The sequence below is a fragment of the Streptomyces sp. NPDC096324 genome, assembly GCF_044763015.1.
GTDB lineage: Bacteria > Actinomycetota > Actinomycetes > Streptomycetales > Streptomycetaceae > Streptomyces.
On record NZ_JBIWFK010000017.1, the window covers coordinates 118,979 to 145,323 of the forward strand.

Here is a 26,345-nt window from a genome sequence, read left to right on the forward strand (position 1 = left end):
GACTGGTCACCAATCGTGGCACAACGGGTCATTACGGCGGGGGAGGTCGCGTGGCGCGGTGGGCACCCGCGACCCCCGTCCCGCCGACGGCCCTTCCGTCAGTCGCCGCCCGAGGCCAGCGCGATCCCGAGCGGGGTCCGCTCGTACAGCACCTGGTGCCCGTACCTGCGCGAGACGAGCAGGCCCGCGTCGCGCAGGGCGGTGAGATGCGCGGAGACCGACGACGGAGCCAGCCGCAGACGGTGCGCGAGCGAGGTCGTCCCGGCCGGTTCGTCGAGCGCGCTGAGCACGCCGGCCCGGCCGCGCCCGAGGAGTCGTACGAGCGCCTCGGGGGTGCGGTCCGCCGGCTCGGTCCACAGACCGCCGATGCCGCGCGCGGGGTAGACGAGCGTCGCCTGCCACGGAGCCTCGAAGCCGCTGATCACGTCCGGCCAGGAGAACACGCTCGGCATGAGGACCAGACCCTGGCCGGCCAGGTGCCGTTCGTGGCGGCCCCCGACCTCGACGGTCAGCGTGTGCGAGCGCCAGCCGAAACGCCGGTCGATCTCCGGCAGGAGCCCGCCCAGGCCGACCTCGGCGAGCCGCCGGGAGTGGAAGGCGACGTCGGCGTCCAGCAGGGCCCGCAGCCGCGGCCAGTCCGGTTCGACAAGGGTGTGCCAGGCCTGTTCCAGCAGGTCCGTCAGATCCCGCACCATGCGGGCCGGGTCGGCCAGCAGGGCCCGGCCGCGCGGAGAGTCCAGGGCGCCGGGGGTGTCGGCGAGTGATCGCGCGCTCTCCTCGCGGGCCACGTCCGGGTCGGCCGCGCGGATGGCGGCGATCTCCTCCTCGAAGCTCGCCGCCGGGCCCAGCGGGGGCGGTCCGAGCCAGTCGGGGGAGTAGCCGCGCTGCGGCATCAACAGCCACAGCGGGGTGAGGTCGAGTCCGGCGGCCGCCGCGCGCATGCGGCGCAGCCAGGGTGCGTGATAGCCGTGCCGCGCGGGCCGGTTGAGCGTGCGGACCGCCTCCTGCGTCTCCCACAGCGGCGACACCGCGAACCGGCAGTTGAGGAGGTCGTCCTCCCCGAAGTGCAGCAGTGACGGCATGAACGACCCCAGAAGATTCGGCTGACGCCGAAACTTTACGCGGCCGGGGCGGGGCCGGGCACGCTGTCGCCCATGCCGGAAGCAGAGACGAAGGGCACGACGACCGTGCCCACCGCGGCGCGGGCCGCCCAGGGAAACACCGCGCCGCCCGCCACGGGGAACCCGACGACACCGAGGGAGGACGTCACGGAGAAGTCCGCCGAACTCGCCTCGGAGGGCGGTGCGGAGAAATTCGCCGGGCCCGCCTCGGAGGGCGCCGTCGGGCCGGTGACGCCCCCGGCGGAGCGTGACCCGGCCCCGGCCCCGTCCCAGGCCCCGGCTCCGGCTCCGGGGGCGGCGCGGACCGGGTACGGTCCCGTGTTCGCCGTGCCCGAGTTCCGCGCCGTCTTCGTGGCACACGCGTTCTCGCTGCTCGGGCTCGTCGTCAGCGAGATCGCGCTCTCCGTCCTCGTCTACGGGCTGACGGGCTCCCCGCTGCTCAGCGCCCTGACCTTCGCGCTCGGTTTTCTGCCCTACCTGATCGGCGGGACCCTCCTCGCGGGGGTCGCGGACCGCTTCCCGGCCCGCCGGGTCCTGGTCGTGTGCGATCTGGTGTGCGCGGGCTGCGTGGCCGTCATGGTGCTGCCGGGCGCGCCCGTCGCGGTGCTGCTCGTGATGCGGGCCGCGCTCGCCCTGGTCGCCCCGGTCTTCCAGGGGACGCGGACGGCGACCCTCGCGGACGTCCTCGGCGACGGGGAACTGTTCGTGCTCGGCCGCTCCCTGCTGCGGATCCTGTCGCAGAGCGCGCTGCTCGCCGGCTTCGGGACCGGCGGCCTGCTGCTCACCGTCGTCTCCCCGCGCCACGCGCTCCTCGTCACGGTGTGCACCTTCCTCGCCTCGGCGGTCCTGCTGCGCTTCGGCACCCGCCGTCGGCCCGCGCGGGCGGACCGCGGGCAGGCGCTCGTGCGCGACTCCCTGCGCGGTGCCCGGCAGGTGCTGGCCGACCGGCGGATCCTCGTGCTGCTCCTGCTGTTCTGGGTGCCGTCGATGTTCGTGGTCGCGCCGGAGGCACTGGCGGCGCCGTACGCGGAGGAGCTCGGGGCCGGTACGGCCGGACTGGGCCTGCTGATGTGCGCACTGCCCGTCGGCACGATCGCGGGGGAGCTGTTCGCCGGTTCCCGGCTGCGGCCGGCGACCCGGGGCCGGCTCACGCTCCCGCTGGTCTGCGTCACGCTGCTGCCCTACGCCGCGTACGCGCTGCGGCCCGGTCTCGGCTGGACCCTGGTCCTGCTGGTGCTCGCCGGCGCCGGATCCGCGTACACCCTCGGCCTGGACCAGTGGTTCGTGCGGGCGGTGCCGGACGAACTGCTCGGGCGGGCCATGACGTTGAACACGGCCGGGCTGATGACCCTCCAGGGCGTGGGGATGGCCCTGTCGGGTGTGGTGGCGGAGTTCGCCGGCGTGCGGGCGACGATCGTGGGCGCGGGCGTTCTGGGCACCGCGGCCTGCGCGGCCCTGGCGATGGCGGCCCACCGCACGGACCCCGACGCGAAGCACCACGAGGAGACCCCCGGGGACAACGGAGAACGCTGAACGGGCCCAGGGGCCCCGCCCCGTCCGTCCACGGCCTCGCCGCCGAAGCCGAACCGCCGTGGCGATGCCCGGACGCGCCCCGTCCGTCCGTCCACGGCCTCGCCGCCGAAGCCGAACCGCCGTAGCGATGCCCGGACGCGCCCCGCCCGTCCGGCCGCGCCCCCGCCCGTCGCGGCCGGGGCGGGCAGGCCGGCTCCGCGGTCGCACGCGGCCCGGATTCGCCCCTGACCCCGTTCTCGCAGGGGCGGAGACCGAAAATTGAGACGGGGCTGACCACGATGTGACCGGCCGGTAAGGTCGTCGGCGTGCCGAAGCCGCTCAGCCTTGCCTTCGATCCCATCGCCCGCGCCGACGAACACTGGCGCCAGCGTTGGGGTGCCGTGCCGTCCATGTCCGCGATCACCTCGATCATGCGCGCGCACCAGATTCTGCTCGCCGAGGTGGACGCGGTCGTCAAGCCGTACGGGCTGACCTTCGCGCGCTACGAGGCGCTGGTGCTCCTCACCTTCTCCAAGGCGGGCGAGCTGCCGATGTCCAAGATCGGTGAGCGGCTCATGGTGCATCCGACGTCCGTCACGAACACGGTGGACCGGCTGGTGCGTTCCGGGCTCGTCGACAAGCGGCCGAACCCGAACGACGGCCGGGGCACCCTCGCCTCCATCACGGACAAGGGCCGTGAGGTCTGCGACGCGGCCACCCGGGACCTGATGGCGATGGACTTCGGGCTCGGGGCGTACGACGCCGAGGAGTGCGCGGAGATCTTCGCGATGCTGCGGCCGCTGCGCGTCGCCGCCCGCGACTTCGACGAGGCGTAGCCACCGCCGGCCGGCCGCGGGGGCACGGCGTCGGCGCCGGGCGGGCCGCGAGGACACGGCCTCGGTGACGGGCGCGGGGAGCCCGGGGCGACATGGCGCGGGGGCGCGTGAAGATCGGCGGAAAAGGGTGGTTACCCTCGTGCCATGAAGAAGAGCGTGTTGACCCGGTACCGCGTCATGGCCTACGTCACCGGCGTGCTGCTGGTCCTGCTGTGCCTCAGCATGATCGCCAAGTACGCCATGGGCCTGGACGGGGCCGCGGACTTCACCCGCGTCGTCGCCATCGCGCACGGCTGGCTGTACGTCGTCTACCTGATCTTCGCCTTCGACCTGGGTTCCAAGGCGAAGTGGCCGGTCGGCAAGCAGCTCTGGGTGCTGCTGGCGGGCACGATTCCCACGGCCGCCTTCTTCGTGGAGCGTGGCATCAGCCGAGAGCTGGAGTCCAAGGTCGCGGACGGTACTCCCGCGGTCGTCGAGGCCTGACCCACACCGCCGTACACACACGTACGGCGGTTTGCCATCGACATTTACTAGGACGTCCTAGTAAATTCGAGGGTATGGACGCTCACGCCATCGAGGAAGGCCGCCGACGCTGGCAGGCCCGCTACGACGCGTCGCGCAAGCGCGACGCCGACTTCACCACGCTCTCCGGTGATCCCGTGGAGCCGGTGTACGGTCCCCGGCCCGGGGACAACTACGAGGGCTTCGAGCGGATCGGCTGGCCCGGGGAGTACCCCTTCACGCGCGGCCTGTACGCGACCGGCTACCGGGGACGTACATGGACCATCCGGCAGTTCGCCGGGTTCGGCAACGCCGAGCAGACCAACGAGCGGTACAAGATGATCCTCGCCAACGGCGGCGGGGGCCTCTCGGTGGCCTTCGACATGCCGACGCTGATGGGCCGCGACTCGGACGACCCCCGTTCGCTCGGCGAGGTCGGGCACTGCGGTGTCGCGATCGACTCGGCGGCCGACATGGAGGTCCTCTTCCAGGACATCCCGCTCGGTGACGTCACCACGTCGATGACGATCAGCGGTCCCGCCGTGCCGGTCTTCTGCATGTACCTGGTCGCCGCCGAGCGCCAGGGCATCGACCCCGGCGTGCTGAACGGCACGCTCCAGACCGACATCTTCAAGGAGTACATCGCGCAGAAGGAGTGGCTCTTCCAGCCCGAGCCGCACCTGCGCCTCATCGGCGACCTGATGGAGCACTGCGCCGAGAAGATCCCCGCGTACAAGCCGCTGTCCGTCTCCGGCTACCACATCCGTGAGGCCGGCTCCACGGCCGCGCAGGAGCTCGCCTACACCCTGGCGGACGGCTTCGGGTACGTGGAACTGGGCCTGTCCCGCGGGCTCGACGTGAACGTCTTCGCCCCCGGTCTCTCGTTCTTCTTCGACGCGCACCTCGACTTCTTCGAGGAGATCGCCAAGTTCCGCGCGGCCCGCCGGATCTGGGCCCGCTGGATGCGCGACGTGTACGGCGCCACCTCCGAGAAGGCGCAGTGGCTGCGTTTCCACACGCAGACCGCCGGCGTCTCGCTGACGGCCCAGCAGCCGTACAACAACGTCGTACGCACCGCCGTGGAGGCGCTCGCTGCGGTCCTCGGCGGCACGAACTCGCTGCACACCAACGCCCTGGACGAGACGCTGGCCCTGCCCTCCGCGCAGGCCGCGGAGATCGCCCTGCGCACGCAGCAGGTGCTCATGGAGGAGACCGGCGTCGCCAACGTCGCCGACCCGCTGGGCGGTTCCTGGTACGTCGAGCAGCTCACCGACCGGATCGAGGCCGACGCCGAGAAGATCTTCGAGCAGATCAGGGAGCGCGGGCTGCGGGCGCACCCGGACGGCAAGCACCCCATCGGTCCCATCACCTCCGGCATCCTGCGCGGGATCGAGGACGGCTGGTTCACCGGCGAGATCGCCGAGTCGGCGTTCCAGTACCAGCGGTCGGTCGAGAAGGGCGACAAGCGGGTCGTCGGCGTCAACGTCCACCACGGGTCCGTGACCGGCGACCTGGAGATCCTCCGGGTCAGCCACGAGGTGGAGCGCGAGCAGGTGCGGGTGCTGGCCTCGCGCAAGGGGGAGCGTGACGAGGCGGCCGTGCGTGGGGCGCTGGACGCCATGCTCGCGGCGGCGCGTGACGGGTCCAACATGATCGCCCCCATGCTGGACGCGGTCCGTGCGGAGGCGACTCTGGGCGAGATCTGCGGAGTCCTGCGCGACGAGTGGGGCATCTACACGGAACCGGCGGGCTTCTGACCCACCCCGGGCAGCCCGGCACCCCTGCCTGCCCGGCTGCCCGGCGTCCCTGCCTGCCCGGCGTCCGGCCCGGCCCGGGGCTCCGGGCCCTAGCGGCACCAGCTAGGCCGCCCGGCGCGAGGCAGACCTCTCCTCGCCCCCTCCGCCCCTACCCGACCCGTACCCGGGGGCTCCGCCCCCGGACCCCCGCTCCTCAATCGCCGGAGGGGCTGAAATCTCGCACCCGCAGCCGAAATCCGACGCGAGGGGACGTGCCGGTACATCGATGCCCGTCGCCACCGACGGTCACGTCTTCGTCCAACGGCGACGGGCTGATGCACCGGCACGGCCCCGACCCACCCACCGGACCCGGTCAGACCCCGGCTGTCGGGTCGTCGGCCGCCGCTCCGGTCAGGCCGAACAGCAGGACCCGGGTGAACGAGCGCACCCACTCCTCGTCCGCGGGCTCCGCGCTGACCAGGGTGCGATGGACGACCGCTCCGGCGACCACGTCGAAGATCAGGGCCGCGGTGCGGTCGGCGGCGGCCGGGTCCGACTCCGGGGGCAGCTCACCGCGCGCCTGGGCACGGGCACGGCCCTCCATGACCAGACGCTTCTGCCGGTCGACGATCGACGTGCGGATGCGCTCCCGCAGCGGCTCGTCCCGGGTGGACTCCGCGACCACGGCCATCAGCGCCGTCTTCGCCTCCGGGCGGTCCAGGATCGCCGCGAACTGGAGCACCACACCCTCGATGTCGGCGGCCAGACTGCCCCGGTCGGGGAGCTCCAGCTCGTCGAAGAGCTCGGCCACCGCGTCGACGACCAGCTCGTTCTTGCCCGCCCAGCGACGGTAGAGCGTCGTCTTGGCGACCCCCGCGAGCGTCGCCACGTACCCCAACGTCAGTTTGGACCAGCCCAGTTCGACCAGGGCCGTGCGCGTCGCCTCCAGGATCGCGGCGTCCGCGGCCGCGCTGCGGGGGCGGCCCGTACGGGAGGCATGGGAGCGACATTGCATGGCAGTGACCATAACCGGCCGCATCACCGGCGATATCCGGCGGTTCTGTGAAGCCGTGAGGGAGATCACCGGAAGACGGCGCGCGGGCGTGCGTCCGTACAGTTACGCTACGACTCGTAGCGAAAGCTCGACCGCGGCGACAACCGCACAGGCGCCAGGTGGGGACCCGGCGCCGAACAGGCCTGACACAGCCTGGCTTTCACGACGCTTTTCACACGTGCGCGAGGAAGGGGGAGGATGTACTCATGCAGCCACGGAACATGTCCATGAGCGGAGTCGTCGACCTCGCCGCGGTGAAGGCGGCCCAGGAGGCCAAGTCGAAGGCGGAGCAGGCGCGCGCCGACGCGGCCAGGCAGGGCGGAGGCGGGGCCGTGACTCCCGCGAGCCTCGTCATCGACGTAGACGAGGCAGGATTCGAGCAGGACGTCCTGCAGCGCTCCACCGAAGTGCCCGTCGTCATCGACTTCTGGGCCGAGTGGTGCGAGCCCTGCAAGCAGCTCAGCCCGCTCCTGGAGCGGCTGGCCGTCGAGTACGACGGCCGCTTCGTGCTCGCCAAGATCGACGTCGACGCCAACCAGATGCTGATGCAGCAGTTCGGGGTTCAGGGGATCCCGGCCGTTTTCGCGGTGGTGGCCGGACAGGCCCTGCCGCTCTTCCAGGGGGCGGCGGCCGAGGCCCAGATCCGCGGGACCCTCGACCAGCTCGTCCAGGTGGCCGAGCAGCGCTTCGGCCTGACCGGTCTGACGGTCGACCCGGACGGCGCGCCGGGCGCGTCCCCGGTGGCCCAGGAGGTGCCGGCCGGACCGTACGACGCGCTCCTCGAGGCCGCCGTACAGGCGCTGGACGCGGGCGACTTCGGCGGTGCCGTCCAGGCGTACAAGAACGTGCTGGCCGACGACCCGGGCAACACCGAGGCCAAACTGGGCCTGGCCCAGGCCGAGTTGCTCCAGAGGGTGCAGGGTCTTGACCCGCAGAAGGTGCGCGGCGACGCCGCGGCGAAGCCCGGTGACGTGACGGCGCAGATCGCGGGGGCCGACCTGGACCTCGTCGGCGGCCACGTGGAGGACGCCTTCGGGCGGCTCATCGACACCGTGCGCGTCACGGCGGGTGACGACCGGGACGCCGTACGCCTGCGGCTGCTGGAGCTCTTCGAGGTCGTCGGTGCCGACGACCCCCGTGTGGTGGCCGCGCGCAGGGCCCTCGCCAGGGCGCTGTTCTGACCAGTCCGTAAACGCCAGGGCTTGTGATGCCCGGGTGAAAGATTGGCCGACAGGGACGGATGTGGCCGCGCTTTACCAAAACTTGGTAAACGCGGCCGCTGTTACTCGTAGTAAGTCCAAGGCGCTGAACTGTCTGTTTCCGTCCGGAATTTGACCACTGTGTCACCCCGGGCGGGACCACCCTGAGTCGCCGCCCGATACCGACGGGTCGTTCTTCGGTTATCCCGCCGTTACTAGCGAGTAACGAACCCCCTTGTGCACGCGGCGAGAATGCACCACGATCGGCGACGCTCGGTCCATTCCCCGCACCCCGACAGCCAATCGGGCCGGCGGACTTTCTGGGTCCCCACCGAGTAGAACCGACAGCAGTGCGATCGGTTCTTGGACAGGGGGGTCTTCGCCGTCAGGCGGAGCCTGTCCAGCAGGTTGTGCGTGATGTGTTCAGGCGCGACCAGTGGTTGTCGCTCGGGGGTGATCGCCGGTGATTCGGGTGCATTCGCACCATCGGGTACAGGCGCTCTCCTTCCCGAGGACGTAGCACTTCTCCCATCCCTGCCCGGCTGAGCCGCCGCAACGTGGCAGTCAGGGCCAGGAGATGTACGTCCGAGAAGGAGGAAAAATTATGTCCCAGGTGCGTGGCGGGACCAGATGGAAGCGGTTCGCCGTCGTCATGGTGCCCAGCGTGGCAGCCACGGCAGCGATAGGTGTCGCCCTCGCGCAGGGTGCTCTCGCCGCATCGTTCAGTGTCTCCGGTCAGTCCTTCAAGGTGTCCGCGGACAAGCTTGAAGGTACGGGCTTCTCGCAGTACGGAGCTCTCGACCAGGGCACCGGCCTCGACGGCAAGGCGGCACTGCACCCCGTCGCGGTGTCGGCGTTCAAGAGCGCCGACATCACCAGCATGTGTCAGTCGGTCGTCACCCCGAACATCCCGCTGCTCGGTTCCGTCAGCCTCGTGCTGAAGGCCGGTGGCGGCGGTACGCCGGTTCACGCCGACAACCTCTACATCGATGTCGAGGACCTCGGCGCCGACGCGACGTTCAAGAACATCGACATCGGTGTTGCCGCCAAGGACGCCAACAAGGGTCCGGGCATGAAGGGCGGCGGCGAGCAGGCCAACCCCTACGGGTTCGCCCAGCAGGCCGAGTCGGCCACGCTGACCGACGTGAAGCAGACGGCGTGGGCGACCACCGCCGGCACGTTCAAGCTCAGCGGTCTGAAGATGTCGGTGTCCGCGGGCACCCACGAGTGCTACTGAGCACCCCATAGGGGTGGGCGAGGAGGCTCCGGCCGCTTCGCCCGCCCCGCCGCTCCGCCCGTCGTACGCGGAGCACTCAACGCGTACTTCTCACAGCAATGCCGTTCCAGGGAGCTGTTTCCATGAGCGCCGAGACTCCTGCCGCGCCCGGCCAGAACGATGAGCACTACCTTCAGGTGTTCCGGCGGCATTTCCGCGAGTGGAGGGGCGATCGCCCGTTCTGGGCGGGTCTGTACATCGTGTTCGGTGGCTTTCCCATCGCCTACTTCCCGTACGCGCACCTGCACCTCGGTCACTTGACGCTGGCGATGTCCACCACCGCCGGAGCCGGTTCCCTGATCATCGGCGTGCTCCTCGTCGTGCTCGGGATCAGCCTCTGGTTCCAGAAGCACGTGCGGACCTTCGCGGGTGTCGCCGCGATCCTCCTCGCCCTGGTGTCCATCCCGGTGGCCAACCTGGGCGGCTTCCTGATCGGCTTCCTGTTCGCCCTGCTCGGCGGCGCCATGGCGGTCTCCTGGGTTCCCGGTGAACCAGAGGAGGGCTACGCCGTGTCGAAGTCCCTCGACGAGCAGGACGCGCCGCAGGACGCGCCGGCCGAGCCCGTCGGGTACGAGGCGGCGGACGACGCGGCCGACCCGAACGATCTGTCAGGAACGAGCCCGAACACCGGGGCGAACGGGAGGCACAGTGCCGGCTGACGAGGTGACCCATGGGACCGACGTGGAGGCGTCCCGTGTGAGAACCGGGCCGCGCCACGCGGCCCCGAGGAAGCCGCTGTTCACCAGGTTCCAGATGCCCGCCGGCAAGGTGATAGCCATAGCGGCGATGCCGACGGCGGTCCTCATGGGCATGGGCTTCACCCCGACGCTCGCCCAGGCCGACGACCACTCCACCTCCAAGAGCCTCACGGCCGAGGAGTACCAGGCCTGCGTCGAGGCCGTCACGGGTGACGAGGCGTCGCCCTCCGCCTCGGCGAGCCCGAGCCCGTCCTCGGACGAGGCCACGCCGTCCCCCTCCGCGTCGTCGGACGCCACGGACAAGGAGACGTCCTCTTCGTCGGATTCAGGTTCCGACGACAAGGCCGAGCCCTCCGCGACCCCGTCGGCCTCCGCGAGCGCGCAGGAGAAGGCGCCGGACAAGGCCGCGGACAGCAGCGCGTCCACGCCGACCCCCTCGGCTTCGGAGAGCAGCAAGAACCCGCTCGACCCGCTGGGTGTCGGCGACGCCATCAAGGACATCCTCACGCCCGACGAGACGGCGAGCTCCACCCCGGCGCCGTCCGCCTCGCCGAGCGCGAGCGCCGGCTCGGACACGTCGGACGACAAGAGCACCGCGGACACCGTCAAGGACACGACCGACAAGGTCACCGAGACGGTGGACGACACGGCGAAGACGGTCACGGACACCGCGTCCAAGGCCGCCTCGGACGCCACCGAGAAGGCCGAGGACACGGCCGCCGCGGTCACCGAGTCGCCCAGCCCCTCCGCGAGCGCCACCACGGACGCGGCGGACTGCCCGGTCGCCACCGACGACGAGGGCGGCGTGGACAACCAGGTCGCCCTGCCGACCGACCCCTGGTACCTCAACGCCAGTTCGCTGCTCCTCAAGGGCGCGGACTACCAGGGCATAGTCAAGGTGAAGACCGCCGACGGCACCGTCAAGAAGGTGCTGAAGTACGTCATATCCGACGGCACCGACATCGGCGACCTGCACCAGACGGTGAACGACAAGCAGTCCGGCAAGACCTACCACGTGCAGGCCGCGTCGGGTTCGACGTCCACCATCCGCGACGGTAAGACGATCATGTACACGGAGAGCATCTCCGGGAACCTGCTCGGGCTCATCCCGGTCACGTTCGATCCGGACAACCCTCCGCCGCTGAACATCCCGCTGATCTACTTCACCAAGGTGAAGGTCGTTCAGGCCGGCCAGTTCGGCGGAACCCTGCACGTACCCGGACTCCACCAGTACACGACCGGCTGAGTCGTCCAGAGCCCGTCCGGGAGCCGCACAAACGCTGAGGGCGCCCCCTGCGAACAGGGGGCGCCCTCAGCGGCGTTCGACGGGCGGATGTCAGGCGTGGTTGACCTCGCCCAGGTGGTGCACCCGGACCATGTTGGTGGTGCCGGGGACGCCGGGGGGCGAACCGGCGGTCATCACGACGACGTCGCCCTCGTTGAACCGCTTGAGCTTCTGCAGCTCGCGGTCGACCAGGTCGACCATCTCGTCGGTGCTGTTGACGAACGGCACGACGTGCGACTCGACGCCCCAGCTCAGCGTGAGCTGGTTGCGGGTGCCCTCGTCCGTGGTGAAGGCCAGGATCGGCTGGGCGGCGCGGTAGCGCGAGAGCCGGCGGGCGGTGTCACCGGACTTGGTGAAGGCCACCAGGCCCTTGCCGCCGAGGAAGTCGGCGATCTCGCAGGCGGCGCGGGCGACCGAACCGCCCTGCGTGCGCGGCTTCTTGCCCGGGACCAGCGGCTGCAGGCCCTTGGAGAGAAGCTCCTCCTCGGCCGCGGCGACGATCTTCGACATCGTCTTCACGGTCTCGACCGGGTACGCGCCCACGCTGGACTCGGCCGACAGCATGACCGCGTCCGCGCCGTCCAGGATCGCGTTGGCCACGTCGGAGGCCTCGGCGCGCGTCGGACGGGAGTTGGTGATCATCGACTCCATCATCTGGGTCGCCACGATCACCGGCTTGGCGTTGCGGCGGCACAGCTCCACGAGGCGCTTCTGGACCATCGGGACCCGCTCCAGCGGGTATTCGACGGCCAGGTCGCCACGGGCCACCATGACGGCGTCGAACGCCGCGACGACGCCCTCCATGTTGTCGACCGCCTGCGGCTTCTCCACCTTGGCGATGACGGGGACGCGGCGGCCCTCCTCGTCCATCACCTTGTGGACGTCGTTCACGTCGTTGGCGTCGCGTACGAAGGACAGGGCGACCATGTCGCAGCCCATCCGCAGCGCGAAGCGCAGGTCCTCGACGTCCTTCTCCGACAGCGCGGGCACGTTCACGGCCGCGCCGGGCAGGTTGATGCCCTTGTGGTCGGAGATCACGCCGCCCTCGATGACGACCGTCTTGACCCGCGGACCGTCGATCTCGACGACGCGCAGCTCGACGTTGCCGTCGTTGATGAGGATCTGGTCGCCCTTGGAGACGTCACCGGGCAGACCCTTGTAGGTCGTGCCGCAGATGTGCTTGTCACCCGGCACGTCCTCGGCCGTGATGACGAACTCGTCGCCACGCTCCAGCTCGACGGGGCCTTCGGCGAAGGTCTCCAGGCGGATCTTGGGGCCCTGCAGGTCGGCCAGGACACCGATGGCGATGCCGGTCTCGGCCGAGGCGGCCCGGACACGGTCGTACCGGCCCTGGTGCTCGGAGTGCGAGCCGTGGCTGAAATTGAAACGGGCCACGTTCATGCCGGCCTGGATCAGCGCGACAAGCTTTTCGTGGGAGTCGACCGCGGGGCCGAGAGTACAGACGATTTTCGAACGGCGCATGGGGCGATCCTATCGGTTTGTTTCGCATCGGAATATTCCGTCTGGCGGAAGATACAAATGGGCGGGCGGGTGCTCAGGCGTGGCTTTCCGGCCCGCTCAGGCGTTGCCCTTTCCGACCAGTGCGTACGTCTGTGTGGCGATCTCCAGTTCCTCGTCCGTCGGCACGACGGCCACCGCGACGCGCGCGTACGGCGGTGAGATGAGCCGGGGCTCACCGCCGCGTACGGCGTTCAGCTCGCCGTCGACCGCCAGTCCCAGTTCCTCCAGGCCCCTGATCGCGGCCTCGCGCACCGGGGCGGCGTTCTCGCCCACTCCGGCGGTGAAGGCGACGGCGTCCACGCGGCCGAGAACCGCGTAGTAGGCGCCGATGTATTTCTTCAGCCGGTGGATGTAGATGTCGAAGGCGAGCCGGGCCTTTTCGTCTCCTTCGTCGACACGGCGGCGGATCTCCCGCATGTCGTTGTCGCCGCACAGACCGATCAGACCGCTCTTCTTGTTGAGAAGAGTGTCGATCTCGTCCGTGGACATGTTGCCAACGCGCTCCAAATGGAAGATGACGGCCGGGTCCACGTCGCCGGACCGCGTTCCCATCACCAGCCCCTCCAGCGGGGTCAGCCCCATCGAGGTGTCCACGCACCGCCCGCCCCTGACCGCGGACGCCGAGGCCCCGTTGCCGAGGTGCAGCACGATGACGTTGACCTCCTCGGGTGCCTTGCCGAGGAGTTCGGCGGTCGTCCGGGAGACGTAGGCGTGCGAGGTGCCGTGGAAGCCGTACCGGCGGATGCGGTGCTCGTCCGCCGTCGCCACGTCGATCGCGTACCGCGCGGCCGCCTCCGGCATCGTCGTGTGGAACGCGGTGTCGAAGATCGCGACCTGCGGGAGGTCGGGGCGCAGCGCCATCGCGGTGCGGATGCCGGTGAGGTTCGCCGGGTTGTGCAGGGGGGCGACCGGGATCAGCCGCTCGATCTCCGCGAGGACCTCCGCGTCGATGACCGTCGGCTCGGTGAACGTCCGCCCGCCGTGCACCACCCGGTGGCCGATGGCGGCCAGTTCGGCGGAGTCCAGGCCGAGTCCGTCCACCGCCAGTTCCTCGGCCATCGCCTTCAGCGCGGCCTCGTGGTCGGCGAACGTGTCGGCCCTCTCGCGGGTCTCGCCCGTCGATCCGGTGGTGTGCCGCAGCAGGGAGGTTCCCTCGCCGATGCGTTCCACCAGCCCGACGGCCAGGCGGGTGCCGTCGCGCATGTCGAGCAACTGGTACTTCACCGACGACGAGCCGGAGTTGAGGACGAGGACCCGCACGGCCGGCGGTGCGGCGGGCTCCTCGGGCACGGCGGCCTCGGGGGACGGGTGGGCGCTCACTGACGGGCAGCCTTCTGGTCGGAGGTCTGGGACTGGATCGCCGTGATGGCGACCGTGTTGACGATGTCCTGGACGAGGGCGCCGCGGGACAGGTCGTTGACGGGCTTGCGCAGACCCTGGAGCACCGGGCCGACGGCGATCGCGCCGGCCGAACGCTGCACGGCCTTGTACGTGTTGTTGCCGGTGTTGAGGTCGGGGAAGATCAGCACGGACGCCTGCCCGGCGACCTCCGACTCCGGCAGCTTGGTCGCCGCCACCGACGGTTCGACGGCGGCGTCGTACTGGATCGGCCCCTCGATCCGCAGGTCGCCGCGGCGGGCGCGCACCAGCTCGGTCGCCGCGCGCACCTTGTCGACGTCGGCGCCCGAACCCGAGGTGCCCGTGGAGTACGACAGCATCGCGATCCGCGGTTCGACGCCGAACTGCTCCGCGGTGGCGGCCGAGGAGATGGCGATGTCGCAGAGCTGCTCGGCGTCCGGGTCGGGGTTCACCGCGCAGTCGCCGTAGACCAGGACCTTGTCGGCCAGGCACATGAAGAAGACGGACGAGACGATCCTCGACTCCGGCTTCGTCTTGATGATCTCGAAGGCGGGCCGGATCGTCGCCGCCGTCGAGTGCACGGCCCCCGACACCATCCCGTCGGCCAGGCCTTCCTCCACCATCAGCGTCCCGAAGTAGTTCACGTCCGCGACCACGTCGTAGGCCAGTTCCACCGTGACGCCCTTGTGGGCCCGCAGTCCGGCGTACTTCTCGGCGAAGGAGTCCCGCAGCGGCGACGTCTGAGGGTCGATCAGCTGGGTGGCGCTGACGTCGATGCCGAGGTCGGCGGCCTTCTTGCGGATCTGGTCGACCGGCCCGAGCAGGGTCAGATCGCACACACCCCGGCGCAGCAGCACCTCGGCGGCGTGCAGGACGCGCTCCTCGGTGCCCTCGGGCAGCACGACGCGGCGCCGGTCGGAGCGGGCCTGCTCCAGGAGCTGGTGCTCGAACATCATCGGGGTGAGGCGGTCGCTGCTGGGCGCGGAGACCCGCTTCAGCAGGTCGACGGTGTCCACATGCCGCTCGAACAGACCGAGCGCGGTCTCCGCCTTGCGGGGCGTGGCCGCGTTCAGCTTGCCCTCCAGGGCGAAGAGCGCCTCGGCGGTGGGGAAGGAGTTCCCGGCCACCGAGACGACCGGGGTGCCGGGCGCGAGACGGGCCGCGAGCGTGAGGATCTCGGTGGTCGGCTTCTCGTCCAGGGTGAGCAGGATGCCGGCTATGGGCGGGGTGCCCGCGCTGTGCGCCGCGAGCGAGCCGATCACCAGGTCGGCCCGGTCCCCCGGGGTGACCACGAGGCATCCCGGGGTCAGGGCCGCCAGGAAGTTCGGCAGCATCGCTCCGCCGAAGACGAAGCCGAGGGCGTCACGGGCGAGCCCCGCGTCGTCGCCGAGGAGCACCTTGCCGCCGAGCGCGTGGGTGATCTGCGCGACCGTGGGCGCGGAGAGCGCGGGCTCGTCCGGAAGCACGTAACAGGGCACCGGCAGACGGGAGTCGAGCCGCTCCGCGATCTGCGCCCGGTCCTCGGGGGCCACCCGGTTCACCACCATGGCCAGGACGTCGCACCCCAGCCCGTCGTACGCGCGGTAGGCGTTGCGCGTCTCGGCGCGCACCGACTCGGCGCTCTGGCCCCGGCCGCCGACGACCGGGAGCACGGACGCGGCGAACTCGTTCGCAAGCCGGGCGTTGAGCGCCAGCTCATCGGGGAGCTGGGTGGCGGCGAAGTCGGTGCCGAGGACGAGGACGACGTCGTAGTCGCGGGCGACCAGGTGGAACCGGTCGACGAGCGTGGACACCAGCTCGTCGGTACCCTGCTCGGCCTGGAGCGCGGACGCCTCCCGGTAGTCCATGCCGTACACCGTCGCCGGGTCCTGCACCAGCCGGTAGCGGGCCCGCAGGAGTTCGAAGAGCCGGTCCGGACCGTCGTGCACGAGCGGGCGGAACACCCCCACCCGGTCGACCTGGCGGGTCAGCAGTTCCATGACCCCCAGTTCGACGACCTGACGGCCGTCACCTCGGTCGATCCCGGTCACGTACACGCTGCGCGTCACGCGTGCTCTCCATCCGTTTCGTCGCCAGGCGGGTTTCTGGGCTCGGAAAAAGGGCCCACCAACGTGAGCAGAACCCTCTTGACAATACCTCCGGCGCTGGCTAAGGCGCCCGCCAGGGGAAACGTGCCGGTCAGGCGGGAGCGGCGTCCGGGGCGCGGGTGCGGCGGTGGACGGAATCGGCGAGGCATCCCGGGCCGTGAAACAATCGAAACGGCTCACACGGACCAGCAGGGAGCAGGAGACACAGCACGATGCGCATCGGAGTTCTCACCGCAGGCGGCGACTGCCCTGGCCTGAACGCAGTGATCCGGTCGGTCGTGCACCGAGCGGTCACCAACTTCGGGGACGAGGTCATCGGCTTCGAGGACGGCTACGCCGGGCTCCTCGACGGCCACTACCGCACCCTCGACCTCAACGCCGTCAGCGGCATCCTCGCCCGCGGCGGCACCATCCTCGGCTCCTCCCGGCTGCAGCGGGACCGGCTCCGCGAGGCCTGTGACAACGCCCAGGACATGGCCCGCGAGTTCGGCATCGACGCGCTCATCCCGATCGGCGGCGAGGGCACGCTCACGGCGGCCCGGATGCTGTCGGACGCGGGTCTCCCGGTGGTCGGCGTGCCGAAGACCATCGACAACGACATCTCCGCGACGGACCGCACCTTCGGCTTCGACACCGCCGTCGGTGTCGCCACGGAGGCCATGGACCGGCTGAAGACGACGGCCGAGTCCCACCAGCGGGTGATGGTCGTCGAGGTCATGGGCCGGCACGCGGGCTGGATCGCGCTGGAGTCCGGCATGGCGGCCGGCGCCCACGGCATCTGCCTGCCGGAGCGCCCCTTCGACCCGTCCGACCTGGTCGCGATGGTCGAGGAGCGCTTCTCGCGCGGCAAGCGGTTCGCCGTCATCTGCGTCGCCGAGGGCGCCCACCCCGCCGAGGGCACGATGGACTACGGCCACGGCGAGATCGACCAGTTCGGCCACGAACGCTTCCAGGGCATCGGCACGGCTCTCGCGTACGAGCTGGAGCGCCGCCTCGGCAAGGAGGCCAAGCCGGTCATCCTCGGCCATGTCCAGCGCGGCGGCTCGCCGACCGCGTACGACCGCGTGCTCGCCACGCGCTTCGGCTGGCACGCCGTCGAGGCCGCGCACCGGGGCGACTTCGGCAAGATGACCGCGCTGCGCGGCACGGACATCGAGATGGTGCCGCTCGCGGACGCGACCACGGAACTGAAGACCGTGCCGAAGGACCGGATGGACGAGGCCGAGTCGGTCTTCTAGGCCCCGGGCCCGCGGACGGAGACCGGACAACGGCCCCGCGGGCGGACGGCGGTCCGACGCCCTGGCCGGGTGTCGGACCACGGCCCCGCCCGGGGCCGCGGTCCGGGACCCGGCCGGAGCCGGGGACCTCAGTACGTACTGGCGCGGACGGCTGTCCAGAAATGGTCGACGACCCGGTCGAGGAAGTCCTGGCCGGACTCGCCGGAACCGATGGCGGCCGGACCGGCGCCCCAGTTCAGGGTGGCGGCCATCCGCCCCTGGTAGTCCGTGTGCAGTTCCTCCAGCACGGTCTCCAGGAGACCGCGGTCCAGCGGCACCAGCTTCCCGACCGGGCGCACGTAGGCCCCCCAGCGCGTCGTCACGGCGCTGCGCAGCAGATCGGCGAGCCGCCCGTCACGGCCCGTCACGGTGACGAAGTCGGGCAGCGAGAGGTCGAGGGCCTTGGCGAGCGCGGTCGACTGCCGTTCGTTGCCACGCCAGTTGCCGGACTCCTCCATGCGCTCGTAGGCGAGGAGATCGATCCCGACGGCGTGCGCCACGTCCTCCGGCGCGAGATCGCGGGCGACGCGGTGTTCGCGCAAGGTGCGCGGCGCGCCTGTGAGTTCACCCGCCGAACACCACAACACGCCTGCTAGGGCGGTGAGTTCGGGGCTGCTCGGGCGGGCGATGCCGCGTTCCCAGGCGATGACCAGATCCGGTGTGGCGTACGGCAGTCCGTACGAGGCCCTCAGGCCGTACGCGACATGCTCGGGCCCCATTCCGAGTGCGGCCCGCAGTCTTCGGGCGGCCGGGGCGTTGAAGGGCGGGGTGGGCTGTTGGGCTTGCGGTCGGTGCACGCGCACAAGCTATGGGCCGAGGGTGGCGATGACTACGGACTGTTCGGCCACAATTACAGATTGTAGGAACATACGGTTTCGGTCGCGGTCCGGAATTCGCCCTTCCGTGCGACACCACGTGCGACACCACGTGCGACACCACGTGCGACACCACGTGCGACACCACGGTCGCGCGTACGGCAGTCAGGCCTGTCGGCATCGGCCGGTGGCCCCGTCCGGCAGGTCAGCTCTTCACCCAGCGGTACTGCAGCTCCGGCCGGCCGACCGTCCCGTACTGCGGGGCGCGTGCCGCGCGGCCCGCCTCCACCAGATGTTCCAGATAACGCCGGGCCGTGATCCGGGAGATGCCGACGGCCTCGGCGACCTTGGCCGCCGTCAGTCCGCCCGTGTGGTCCCGGAGGGTGACGGTCACACGTTCCAGGGTCGGCGCGCTCAGGCCCTTGGGCAGCGCGGCGGGGCCGGGAGCCCGCAGGGCGGCCAGCGCCCGGTCCACCTCGGCCTGACCGCTCGCCTCGCCGGCCGCCGCACGGAACTCCGCGTACCGGATGAGCCGGTCGCGCAGGGTGGCGAAGGTGAACGGCTTCAGCACGTACTGGACGACCCCGAGCGAGACGCCCTCCCGTACCACCGCCAGGTCCCGCGCCGAGGTGACCGCGATGACGTCGGCGCGGTGGCCGGCGGCCCGCAGTGACCGGGCGAGCTGGAGGCCGTGCGTGTCCGGCAGATGCAGGTCGAGCAGCAGCAGGTCCACGGGCGTACGCTCCAGCGCGCGGCGCGCCTGCGCACCCGTGTGGACCTTGCCCACCGCCGTGAAGCCGGGCACCCGGCCGACATACAGGACGTGCGCGTCGGCGGCCACCGGATCGTCCTCGACGACGAGCACGCGGATCGGCTCGGTCATGCGGAGCCTCCCGGCAGAACGGGCGCGGACGGCCTGGCGGCCGGGACACCCGGCGCCGCGCCGGCGTCCGGCGCGGAACCCGGGCCGGACCTCGGGACCGGGGTCCGGCCGGAGGCGGGGTCCGGGTCGGGGTTGTCGGGTGGGGTGGGGAGCGGTAGGCGTACCTCGAACTCGGCTCCGCCGTCGGCTCCTTCGTGCAGCGCGAGCGTGCCCGCGTGCCGGTTCACCGTCTGGCGGGCGAGGGCCAGGCCGATACCGCGGCCGCCGGGGCCCGAGGGCTTCGTGGACCAGCCGTGCTGGAAGACCCGCTCGGTGTGGGCGGGGTCCACCCCGGATCCGGTGTCGGCGACCCGCAGCACCAGGGCCGCCTCCTCGGTGAACGCCGTCACCGTGACGCGTGCACCGATCGTCCCCTGCGCCGCGTCCATCGCGTTGTCGATCAGGTTGCCGAGCACGGTGACCAGGTCGCGCGGGGTGAGCGAGGCAGGGAGGAGCCCGTCGTCGATGCCGCTGTCCTCGGAGACCACGAGCTCGACCCCGCGCTCGTTCGCCTGCGCCGCCTTGCCCAGCAGCAGAGCGGCGAGGACGGGTTCGCTGACCGCGGAGACCACCTCGTCGGTGAGCGTCTGCGCCAGCTCCAGCTCGGCCGTGGCGAACTCGACGGCCTCCTCGGCGCGGCCCAGTTCGATGAGGGAGACCACCGTGTGCAGCCGGTTCGCCGCCTCGTGCGCCTGCGAGCGCAGCGCCTGGGTGAAGCCGCGCTCCGAGTCCAGCTCGCCCGTCAGCGACTGGAGTTCGGTCACGTCGCGCAGGGTGACCACCGTGCCGCGGCGCTCGCCGCCGGACACCGGGGAGGTGTTCACGACCAGCACGCGTGTGTCCGTCAAGTGGACCTCGTCCACGCGGGGCTCCGCCGACAGCAGCGCGCCCGTCAGCGCCGCGGGCAGCCCGAGGTCGGCCGGTGAGCGGCCGACCACGGCGTCCGTGACGCCGAGCAGTTCGCGCCCGCCGTCGTTCATCAGCGCAACCCGGAACTGCCCGTCCAGCATCAGCAGCCCCTCGCGCACGGCGTGCAGCGCGGCCTGGTGGTAGTCGTGCATCCGGCTCAGCTCGGCCGCGTTCATGCCGTGGGTGGAGCGCCGCAGCCGGGCGTTGATGACGTACGTGCCGACGGCGCCCAGCAGCAGCGCCCCGGTCGCGACCCCGACCAGGGGTGTGACCTGGTTCTGGACGCGTCTGGTGATCGCCTCGACCTTGATGCCGGCGCTGACCAGGCCTATGGTCCGGCCGTCGACCCGGATCGGGGTGACGGCGCGGACGGAGGGGCCGAGGCTGCCGGTGTACGTCTCGGTGAAGGAGTCGCCACTCAGCGCGGGGCCGATCGTCCCGAGGAAGTGCTTGCCTATCAGCTTCTCGTCGGGATGCGTCCAGCGGATGCCGTGTGGATCCATGATCGTCACGAAGTCGACTTCCGTGTCCCGCTGCACCCGCAGGGAGTACGGCTGGAGTTCCTCGGTGGGATGCGCGGTGCCGATGGCCGCGTGGACGGACGGGGCGTCCGCGACCGAGCGTGCGACCGCCATCGCCTGGCGGCCCGCGGCCTCCTCGGCCTGGCCGCGGTCACCGACGTAGGTGAACAGCGCGTACCCGGCGACGAGGACCGCGATGAGCACGGCCTGCATGCCGAAGAGCTGGCCGGCCAGGCTGCGCGGTCGCGGGACACGGGGGAGACGCATGCCGTTCAGTGTGCCTTCCTCTGGCGTGGGCGCCCCAGATGTGTGACGAGGGGCGCCCCAGGTGTGCGTGGCGAGGGGTGCCGCAGGGGTGTGTGACGAGGGGTGCCGCAGGGGTGCCTGGCGAAGGGGGTTTCGCAGGGGTGCGCGACCGAGGAGGTGCCCCAGGGTGTGTGACGTCGCGGATGCCCCGGGGTGGTGAAGCGGATGTCCCGGGGGCGCGTGTGAACTCAATGAACGGAAGGGTGACCGCCCTCACACGCCGGGAGATAGTCCCCTCATCCCCCCGGGAGCCCCGCCTCCCGGATCCCCCGGACGTGAGCCGCACGCCGGGTTTCCGCCGGACGTGAGCCGCACGCCGGATGATGCCGACGACGTCGTCAAGGAGGGCAGCCGTGGCCAGCACGCCGCAGACCGCACCTGCCGCACCCGCCGCCAGACGGGACCGCACGCACTATCTCTACATCGCCGTGATCGGCGCCGTGATCCTCGGGATCGCGGTGGGCCTGATCGCCCCCGACTTCGCCGTCGAGCTCAAGCCCATCGGTACGGGCTTCGTGAACCTGATCAAGATGATGATCTCCCCGATCATCTTCTGCACGATCGTGCTGGGCATCGGCTCGGTCCGCAAGGCCGCCAAGGTCGGCGCCGTCGGCGGTATCGCGCTCGGCTACTTCCTGGTCATGTCGCTGGTCGCGCTCGCCATCGGCCTGGTCGTCGGCAACATCCTGGAGCCGGGCTCCAGCCTGGCGATGACCGACGCGGTCAAGGAGGCGGGGCAGGGCCAGGTGTCGGCGGAGGCGCTGCCGCCGGTCGACTTCGTGCTGTCGATCATCCCGACCACGATGGTCTCGGCGTTCACCGAGGGCCAGGTCCTGCAGACCCTGCTCGTCGCGCTGCTCACCGGATTCGCCCTCCAGGCCCTGGGACCGGCCGGGCAGCCGGTCCTGCGCGGGGTGGAGCACATCCAGCGGCTCGTGTTCCGCATCCTCGCCATGGTCATGTGGGCCGCCCCGCTCGGCGCCTTCGGTGCCATCGCCGCCGTCACCGGTTCCGCGGGCCTGGACGCGCTCAAGAGTCTCGCCGTGCTGATGCTCGGCTTCTACGTCACCTGCTTCCTGTTCGTCTTCATCGTGCTCGGGACGCTGCTGCGTGTGGTGACGGGCCTGAACATCCTCACGTTCCTGAGGTATCTGGGCCGGGAGTTCCTGCTGATCCTGTCCACCTCGTCCTCCGAGTCCGCCCTGCCGCGGCTCATCGCGAAGATGGAACACCTGGGCGTCGGCAAGTCGGTGGTCGGCATCACCGTCCCGACCGGCTATTCCTTCAACCTCGACGGCACGATGATCTACATGACCATGGCCTCGCTGTACATCGCCGACGCGATGGGCACACCGATGTCGGTCGGGGAGCAGATCCCGCTCCTGCTCTTCCTCCTCGTCGCCTCCAAGGGCGCGGCGGGTGTCAGCGGGGCGGGCCTGGCCACGCTGGCCGGAGGCCTCCAGTCGCACAAGCCCGCCCTGGTGGACGGCGTCGGCCTCATCGTCGGCATCGACCGTTTCATGAGCGAGGCCCGGGCGCTGACGAACTTCGCCGGCAACGCCGTGGCCACGGTCCTGATCGGAACCTGGACGAAGGAGATCGACCGGGAGCGGGTGTCCCAGGTCCTCGCGGGACGGCTTCCCTTCGACGAGAACACCCTGCTGGACGACTCCGGCGCCGGCGCCGACGTCCACGCGGACGTGCCGGAACAGGGCGGCGAGAAGGAGCCGGCCACGGCCTAGGTTGTGGCCCGAAAGCTCCCGGGGCCTGTCCGGCACTCCCCGCCCGACAGGCCCCGGGATGCCGGGCGGCCGGGCATCCCCCCACGGGCCCGGCCGTCCGGCGCGGGGCTGGGAACGGCCGGGTCCCCGGGGGTCCCTGACCGCCTCCGGGGGCTCAGCCGCTCAGCTTCGCCACGAGTTCGGTGGCGCGCGAGGCGGGTACGCCCGCCGCGGTCAGCATGGTGACCGTGGCGGAGCCGCCCGCCTCCTCCGCTGCCAGGAGGCCGTCGTTCACCGCCTCCATGAGGGCGAACAGGGTCTGCTCGTGCACGTACGCCAGCGCGTACGGCGGCAGCGGCGAGGCGAACACGCCCTGCTCCAGGCCGCGCCGGAGAATCTCCGCGCAGGCCTCGCGGACCGGTGTCAGGCGCTCGCGGATGCCCTGCATGGTGACGCTGCGCTGGGCGAGGGCGACCAGCAGCCGGTACCGGTCGGCGATCTCCCAGACGGCCAGGGTCGAGCGGGCCAGCGACTCCGCCGGGTCCGCGACTCCCTCGCGGCCCGCCGCGTGCGCCGCCGCGACCGCCGCCACGGCCTCGTCGGTGAGGGTGCCGACCAGCGCCTCGCGGCTCGGGAAATGCCCGTAGACCGTACGCCGTACGACTCCCGCCGCCCGCGCGATCTGGTCCATGGACGCGTCGGGGTCACGCAGCAGTTCGGCGAGCGCGACGTCCAGGATGCGGCGGCGGTTCACATCGGCGCGGCTCGGGTTACCCGTGGTCATGGCTGTCATTCTGCCCGCCCGTCGCCGGACGGCCGCCTGTCCTGTGAGCACCGGGCTCGACCTCCTTCATTTGCACAGCTCTGTGCAATCTCGTATCTTGCACACTGTTGTGCAGTTGCACTCCACTGTGCAAGTTTCTGGCGCGGACGATCTCCGTGTCCGTCGACGAAGGAAGGGCGACCGTAGCCATGCGTCTCGTCATGAACGAACCGGTCGAGGGGATGGACCGGCCCTACGCCAGGCGGTGGTGGGCGCTGCTGGTCCTCTGCCTGAGCCTGCTGATCATCGTGATGGCGAATACCGCCCTCACGGTCGCGGCTCCCGACATGACCCAGGACCTCGGCCTGTCCAGCGCCGACCTTCAGTGGGTCATCGACGGCTACACCGTCCCGTACGCCGCCCTGATGCTGCTGCTCGGCGCGATCGGGGACAAGTACAGCCGTCGCGGCGCGCTCGTCCTCGGGCTCGTCGTCTTCGGCGGCGGCGCGATCGCCGGCTCGCTCGTCGGCAGTTCCACCGGGGTCATCGCGGCCCGTGCCGTCATGGGTGTCGGCGCCGCGCTGATCATGCCCGCCACGCTCTCCCTGCTCGCCGCGACCTTCCCGCGCGCCGAGCGGGCCAAGGCGATCGTCCTGTGGACCGCCACCGCCGGACTCGCCATCGCCGCCGGTCCGCTGGTCGCCGGCGCCCTGCTGGAGCGCCACGGCTGGTCGTCCACGTTCCTGATCAACGTGCCGATCGCCGCGCTCGCCATCGTCGGCGCGCTGGTCCTGGTGCCGCCGTCCAAGGCCGCGCACCACAACCGCATCGACTACGTCGGTGGGCTGCTCTCGGTCGTCTGGATCGGCTCGCTCGTCTACATGATCATCGAGGGTCCGCACTTCGGGTGGGGCGTCAAGGCCGTGACCGCCGCCGTGGTCGCGGGGGCCGGGCTGGTCCTCTTCGTGCTGTGGGAGCTGCGCCACCCGCGCCCGGTCGTCGACGTACGACGCTTCGCCAACCGTCGCTTCGCCGGCTCGAACCTTGCCGTCGCCCTCTTCTTCCTGGCCGTCTTCGGCGCCTTCTACTACCTCACCCAGCACCTCCAGTTCGTCCTCGGCTACGACGCGCTGGACACCGGCGTACGGATGCTGCCGCTCGCCGGTGCCGTCTTCGTGGGCTCGGCGCTCACCGGGTACCTCACCCCGCGCATCGGCATGAGGTTCACGGTCACCGCGGGCATGGTCGGCGGCACGGCGGCGCTCGCGCTGCTCACCCGGGTGGACGCCTCCTCGGCGTACGGCGACCTCGTCCTGCCCCTCGTCATGCTCGGCCTCGCCATCGGGCTGGCCCTCTCGCCCTGCACGGACGCCATCATGGGCGCGTTCCCCGAGTCCGAACTGGGCGTCGGCGGCGCGGTCAACGACACCTCGCTGGAACTCGGCGGCTCGCTCGGCATCGCCATCCTCGGCTCGGTGCTGGCGAGTTCGTACTCCTCGCACCTCGCCGACGCGACCGCGGGCAGCAAGCTCCCGGCGGGCGCCCTGACCACGGCCCAGGACTCGGTGGGCGCCGGGTACGCCGTCGCCCAGGGCATCGGCGACAAGGCCCGGGCGCTCGGCGAGCAGGCCACGCAGTCCCCGAACGCCGAGCAGGCGGCCCAGTTGAAGGCGCAGGCCGGACAACTCGCCGACGGGGCACGCCAGATGGCGGACGCGGTCGGTTCGTCCTTCTCGGACGCCGTGGCGCACACCAGCCTCGTCGGAGCGGTGATCCTGGGCGTGGGCACGGTACTGGTGGCGATCCTGCTGCCCCGCAAGTCCCGCACGGAGGGCGAGGCAGGGCACGAACCGGAGCCGCAGCCGCAGCCGCAGCCGCAATCCGAGTCCGGGTCCGAGTCCGAGTCCGAGTCCGAGTCCGGGTCCGAGTCCGAGTCCGAGTCCGGGTCCGGGTCCGGGTCCGGTTCCGAGGTCGAGGCCGAGCCCGAGTCCGAGGTCGGGTCCCAGGAGGGCGACGGTGATCACACCGGAACCGGGACCCCCCGGGCCGCCGTCTCGTAGAACATGCACTACCGTGCCGTGCCGGATCGACCGGCACGGCACGGCACGTTCTGCGGAGGACACCGAGCATGAAGATCGACTGGGACCGGCGCACCTGCGCGCGCAAGGGGCACGTCACCTACGCGCCGGACGACCCGCGCCTGCGGGTGCGGCTGCACGCCGAGACCGCGCTCGGTGAGGTCTGGCGATGCCTGCGCTGCGGCGACTTCGCGCTCGGCGCCCCGCACGGCGCCGGACCGGCCGCGGAGGCGCCCCTGGTCCCGCGCGGCAAGGTGCTCCGCGACCTGTTCATCCTGCGCTTCCTGGCGATCGAGCGGGCCGTGCGCGGGGTGTTCATCGTGCTGGTCGCGGCCGCCGTGTGGAAGTTCAGCAACAGCCAGGACGCCGTGCGCAGGCTGTTCGACGAGTACCTCGACGTCCTCAGGCCGGTCTTCCGGCACTTCCACTACGACCTCGACCACTCGCCCGTGGTCGGCACCATCCAGAAGACCTTCGGCTACAAGCACTCCACGCTGCTGCTGGTCGCGGCCCTGCTGCTGGCGTACGCGCTGATCGAGATCATCGAGGCGGTCGGACTCTGGTACGCCAAGCGCTGGGCGGAGTACCTGACGGTCGTCGCCACCGCCGCGTTCCTCCCGCTGGAGGTCTACGAACTCACCGAGCACATCAGCTGGCTGAAGATCGCGACGCTGGTCCTCAACATCCTGGCCGTCCTCTACATCGCCCTCGCCAAACGGCTGTTCGGCCTGCGCGGCGGACACAGGGCGTTCGAGGCGGAGCGGCAGAGCGCGTCCCTGCTGGAGGTTGAGGAGTCCGCCGGGGTCATGGTCTGACCCCGGCGCCCGGAGTTCCCGCGCCCGGCCCGG

Annotated in this window: 21 protein-coding genes; 12 read left to right on the forward strand and 9 right to left on the reverse strand. The window is 71.1% G+C overall.

Annotated elements, in window-relative coordinates; translation table 11 throughout:
- Positions 1 to 98 precede the first annotated feature (98 nt).
- Entirely contained in the window at positions 99 to 1,082 is a 984-nt protein-coding gene (locus tag ACIQ7M_RS35110; protein WP_386982794.1) for a DUF5937 family protein, read from the reverse strand.
- Between the two features lie 72 nt (positions 1,083 to 1,154).
- On the opposite strand from ACIQ7M_RS35110, the gene ACIQ7M_RS35115 reads away from it, so the two are divergent.
- The 4 genes from ACIQ7M_RS35115 (at position 1,155) to ACIQ7M_RS35130 (ending at position 5,727) form a co-directional block, all read left to right on the forward strand.
- Positions 1,155 to 2,654, forward strand: coding sequence for an MFS transporter (locus ACIQ7M_RS35115; RefSeq protein WP_403651769.1), 1,500 nt, complete (start codon positions 1,155 to 1,157; stop codon positions 2,652 to 2,654).
- Positions 2,655 to 2,959: 305 nt separating this feature from the next.
- Entirely contained in the window at positions 2,960 to 3,469 is a 510-nt protein-coding gene (locus ACIQ7M_RS35120) for a MarR family transcriptional regulator (RefSeq protein ID WP_355760371.1), read from the forward strand.
- A 144-nt stretch (positions 3,470 to 3,613) separates the two neighbouring features.
- Positions 3,614 to 3,952, forward strand: coding sequence for a DUF3817 domain-containing protein (locus tag ACIQ7M_RS35125; protein WP_355760368.1), 339 nt, complete (start codon positions 3,614 to 3,616; stop codon positions 3,950 to 3,952).
- A 74-nt stretch (positions 3,953 to 4,026) separates the two neighbouring features.
- On the forward strand, positions 4,027 to 5,727 hold the full coding sequence (locus ACIQ7M_RS35130) for a methylmalonyl-CoA mutase (protein ID WP_386989555.1): 1,701 nt from the start codon (positions 4,027 to 4,029) through the stop codon (positions 5,725 to 5,727).
- Between the two features lie 352 nt (positions 5,728 to 6,079).
- Here ACIQ7M_RS35130 and ACIQ7M_RS35135 read toward each other — a convergent pair whose 3' ends face one another.
- Positions 6,080 to 6,721, reverse strand: a complete 642-nt coding sequence (locus ACIQ7M_RS35135) for a TetR/AcrR family transcriptional regulator (protein ID WP_403651774.1) — start codon at positions 6,719 to 6,721, stop codon at positions 6,080 to 6,082.
- 245 nt (positions 6,722 to 6,966) lie between these two features.
- Here ACIQ7M_RS35135 and ACIQ7M_RS35140 point away from each other — a divergent pair, with 245 nt between their 5' ends.
- From ACIQ7M_RS35140 to ACIQ7M_RS35155, 4 genes are all read left to right on the forward strand, one after another.
- Positions 6,967 to 7,941, forward strand: coding sequence for a tetratricopeptide repeat protein (locus ACIQ7M_RS35140; RefSeq protein ID WP_403651777.1), 975 nt, complete (start codon positions 6,967 to 6,969; stop codon positions 7,939 to 7,941).
- Between the two features lie 619 nt (positions 7,942 to 8,560).
- The gene (locus ACIQ7M_RS35145; RefSeq protein WP_355769458.1) at positions 8,561 to 9,196 is read left to right on the forward strand and encodes a DUF6230 family protein; all 636 of its coding nucleotides are present in this window, start codon (positions 8,561 to 8,563) and stop codon (positions 9,194 to 9,196) included.
- Positions 9,197 to 9,318: 122 nt separating this feature from the next.
- Positions 9,319 to 9,894: a DUF6114 domain-containing protein gene (locus ACIQ7M_RS35150; RefSeq protein WP_403651780.1), complete on the forward strand. Its 576-nt coding sequence runs from the start codon at positions 9,319 to 9,321 to the stop codon at positions 9,892 to 9,894.
- The gene (locus ACIQ7M_RS35155) at positions 9,884 to 11,179 is read left to right on the forward strand and encodes a hypothetical protein (protein WP_403651783.1); all 1,296 of its coding nucleotides are present in this window, start codon (positions 9,884 to 9,886) and stop codon (positions 11,177 to 11,179) included. The genes ACIQ7M_RS35150 and ACIQ7M_RS35155 overlap by 11 nt, the downstream gene beginning before the upstream one ends.
- Positions 11,180 to 11,269: 90 nt before the next feature.
- Here the strand turns inward: ACIQ7M_RS35155 and pyk are convergent, their stop codons facing one another.
- The 3 genes from pyk to pta form a co-directional block, all read right to left on the reverse strand.
- Positions 11,270 to 12,700, reverse strand: coding sequence for a pyruvate kinase (pyk, locus tag ACIQ7M_RS35160; protein WP_355769438.1), 1,431 nt, complete (start codon positions 12,698 to 12,700; stop codon positions 11,270 to 11,272).
- 96 nt (positions 12,701 to 12,796) lie between these two features.
- The gene (locus ACIQ7M_RS35165) at positions 12,797 to 14,029 is read right to left on the reverse strand and encodes an acetate kinase (protein WP_386985612.1); all 1,233 of its coding nucleotides are present in this window, start codon (positions 14,027 to 14,029) and stop codon (positions 12,797 to 12,799) included.
- A gap of 26 nt (positions 14,030 to 14,055) precedes the next feature.
- Positions 14,056 to 16,146, reverse strand: a complete 2,091-nt coding sequence (gene pta / locus ACIQ7M_RS35170; protein WP_355769441.1) for a phosphate acetyltransferase — start codon at positions 16,144 to 16,146, stop codon at positions 14,056 to 14,058.
- Between the two features lie 251 nt (positions 16,147 to 16,397).
- On the opposite strand from pta, the gene ACIQ7M_RS35175 reads away from it, so the two are divergent.
- Positions 16,398 to 17,423, forward strand: a complete 1,026-nt coding sequence (locus ACIQ7M_RS35175) for an ATP-dependent 6-phosphofructokinase (protein WP_355769444.1) — start codon at positions 16,398 to 16,400, stop codon at positions 17,421 to 17,423.
- Positions 17,424 to 17,551: 128 nt separating this feature from the next.
- Here ACIQ7M_RS35175 and ACIQ7M_RS35180 read toward each other — a convergent pair whose 3' ends face one another.
- From ACIQ7M_RS35180 to ACIQ7M_RS35190, 3 genes are all read right to left on the reverse strand, one after another.
- Positions 17,552 to 18,265, reverse strand: a complete 714-nt coding sequence (locus tag ACIQ7M_RS35180; protein WP_403651787.1) for a helix-turn-helix domain-containing protein — start codon at positions 18,263 to 18,265, stop codon at positions 17,552 to 17,554.
- 217 nt (positions 18,266 to 18,482) lie between these two features.
- Positions 18,483 to 19,160: a response regulator gene (locus ACIQ7M_RS35185; protein ID WP_386985590.1), complete on the reverse strand. Its 678-nt coding sequence runs from the start codon at positions 19,158 to 19,160 to the stop codon at positions 18,483 to 18,485.
- The gene (locus ACIQ7M_RS35190) at positions 19,157 to 20,896 is read right to left on the reverse strand and encodes an ATP-binding protein (protein ID WP_403651791.1); all 1,740 of its coding nucleotides are present in this window, start codon (positions 20,894 to 20,896) and stop codon (positions 19,157 to 19,159) included. Before ACIQ7M_RS35190 ends, ACIQ7M_RS35185 begins: the two co-directional genes overlap by 4 nt.
- Before the next feature lie 362 nt (positions 20,897 to 21,258).
- Here ACIQ7M_RS35190 and ACIQ7M_RS35195 point away from each other — a divergent pair, with 362 nt between their 5' ends.
- Entirely contained in the window at positions 21,259 to 22,677 is a 1,419-nt protein-coding gene (locus ACIQ7M_RS35195) for a cation:dicarboxylate symporter family transporter (protein WP_389847063.1), read from the forward strand.
- A 154-nt stretch (positions 22,678 to 22,831) separates the two neighbouring features.
- Here the strand turns inward: ACIQ7M_RS35195 and ACIQ7M_RS35200 are convergent, their stop codons facing one another.
- Positions 22,832 to 23,449, reverse strand: a complete 618-nt coding sequence (locus ACIQ7M_RS35200) for a TetR/AcrR family transcriptional regulator (RefSeq protein WP_355769452.1) — start codon at positions 23,447 to 23,449, stop codon at positions 22,832 to 22,834.
- Between the two features lie 179 nt (positions 23,450 to 23,628).
- On the opposite strand from ACIQ7M_RS35200, the gene ACIQ7M_RS35205 reads away from it, so the two are divergent.
- Positions 23,629 to 25,479, forward strand: a complete 1,851-nt coding sequence (locus ACIQ7M_RS35205) for an MFS transporter (RefSeq protein ID WP_403651794.1) — start codon at positions 23,629 to 23,631, stop codon at positions 25,477 to 25,479.
- A gap of 68 nt (positions 25,480 to 25,547) precedes the next feature.
- On the forward strand, positions 25,548 to 26,312 hold the full coding sequence (locus tag ACIQ7M_RS35210) for a DUF2127 domain-containing protein (RefSeq protein WP_355762312.1): 765 nt from the start codon (positions 25,548 to 25,550) through the stop codon (positions 26,310 to 26,312).
- The last annotated feature ends 33 nt before the right edge of the window (positions 26,313 to 26,345 follow it).

Coding starts and splice junctions, on each gene's coding strand:
- ACIQ7M_RS35110 (WP_386982794.1), bottom strand. CDS start 1,082: ATGCCGTCACTGCTGCACTTCGGGGAGGACGACCTCCTCAACTGCCGG.
- ACIQ7M_RS35125 (WP_355760368.1), top strand. CDS start 3,614: ATGAAGAAGAGCGTGTTGACCCGGTACCGCGTCATGGCCTACGTCACC.
- ACIQ7M_RS35140 (WP_403651777.1), top strand. CDS start 6,967: ATGCAGCCACGGAACATGTCCATGAGCGGAGTCGTCGACCTCGCCGCG.
- ACIQ7M_RS35205 (WP_403651794.1), top strand. CDS start 23,629: ATGCGTCTCGTCATGAACGAACCGGTCGAGGGGATGGACCGGCCCTAC.
- ACIQ7M_RS35195 (WP_389847063.1), top strand. CDS start 21,259: ATGCCGACGACGTCGTCAAGGAGGGCAGCCGTGGCCAGCACGCCGCAG.
- ACIQ7M_RS35200 (WP_355769452.1), bottom strand. CDS start 23,449: ATGACAGCCATGACCACGGGTAACCCGAGCCGCGCCGATGTGAACCGC.
- ACIQ7M_RS35130 (WP_386989555.1), top strand. CDS start 4,027: ATGGACGCTCACGCCATCGAGGAAGGCCGCCGACGCTGGCAGGCCCGC.
- ACIQ7M_RS35190 (WP_403651791.1), bottom strand. CDS start 20,896: ATGCGTCTCCCCCGTGTCCCGCGACCGCGCAGCCTGGCCGGCCAGCTC.
- ACIQ7M_RS35150 (WP_403651780.1), top strand. CDS start 9,319: ATGAGCGCCGAGACTCCTGCCGCGCCCGGCCAGAACGATGAGCACTAC.
- ACIQ7M_RS35175 (WP_355769444.1), top strand. CDS start 16,398: ATGCGCATCGGAGTTCTCACCGCAGGCGGCGACTGCCCTGGCCTGAAC.
- ACIQ7M_RS35185 (WP_386985590.1), bottom strand. CDS start 19,160: ATGACCGAGCCGATCCGCGTGCTCGTCGTCGAGGACGATCCGGTGGCC.
- ACIQ7M_RS35115 (WP_403651769.1), top strand. CDS start 1,155: ATGCCGGAAGCAGAGACGAAGGGCACGACGACCGTGCCCACCGCGGCG.
- pyk (WP_355769438.1), bottom strand. CDS start 12,700: ATGCGCCGTTCGAAAATCGTCTGTACTCTCGGCCCCGCGGTCGACTCC.
- ACIQ7M_RS35135 (WP_403651774.1), bottom strand. CDS start 6,721: ATGCAATGTCGCTCCCATGCCTCCCGTACGGGCCGCCCCCGCAGCGCG.
- ACIQ7M_RS35210 (WP_355762312.1), top strand. CDS start 25,548: ATGAAGATCGACTGGGACCGGCGCACCTGCGCGCGCAAGGGGCACGTC.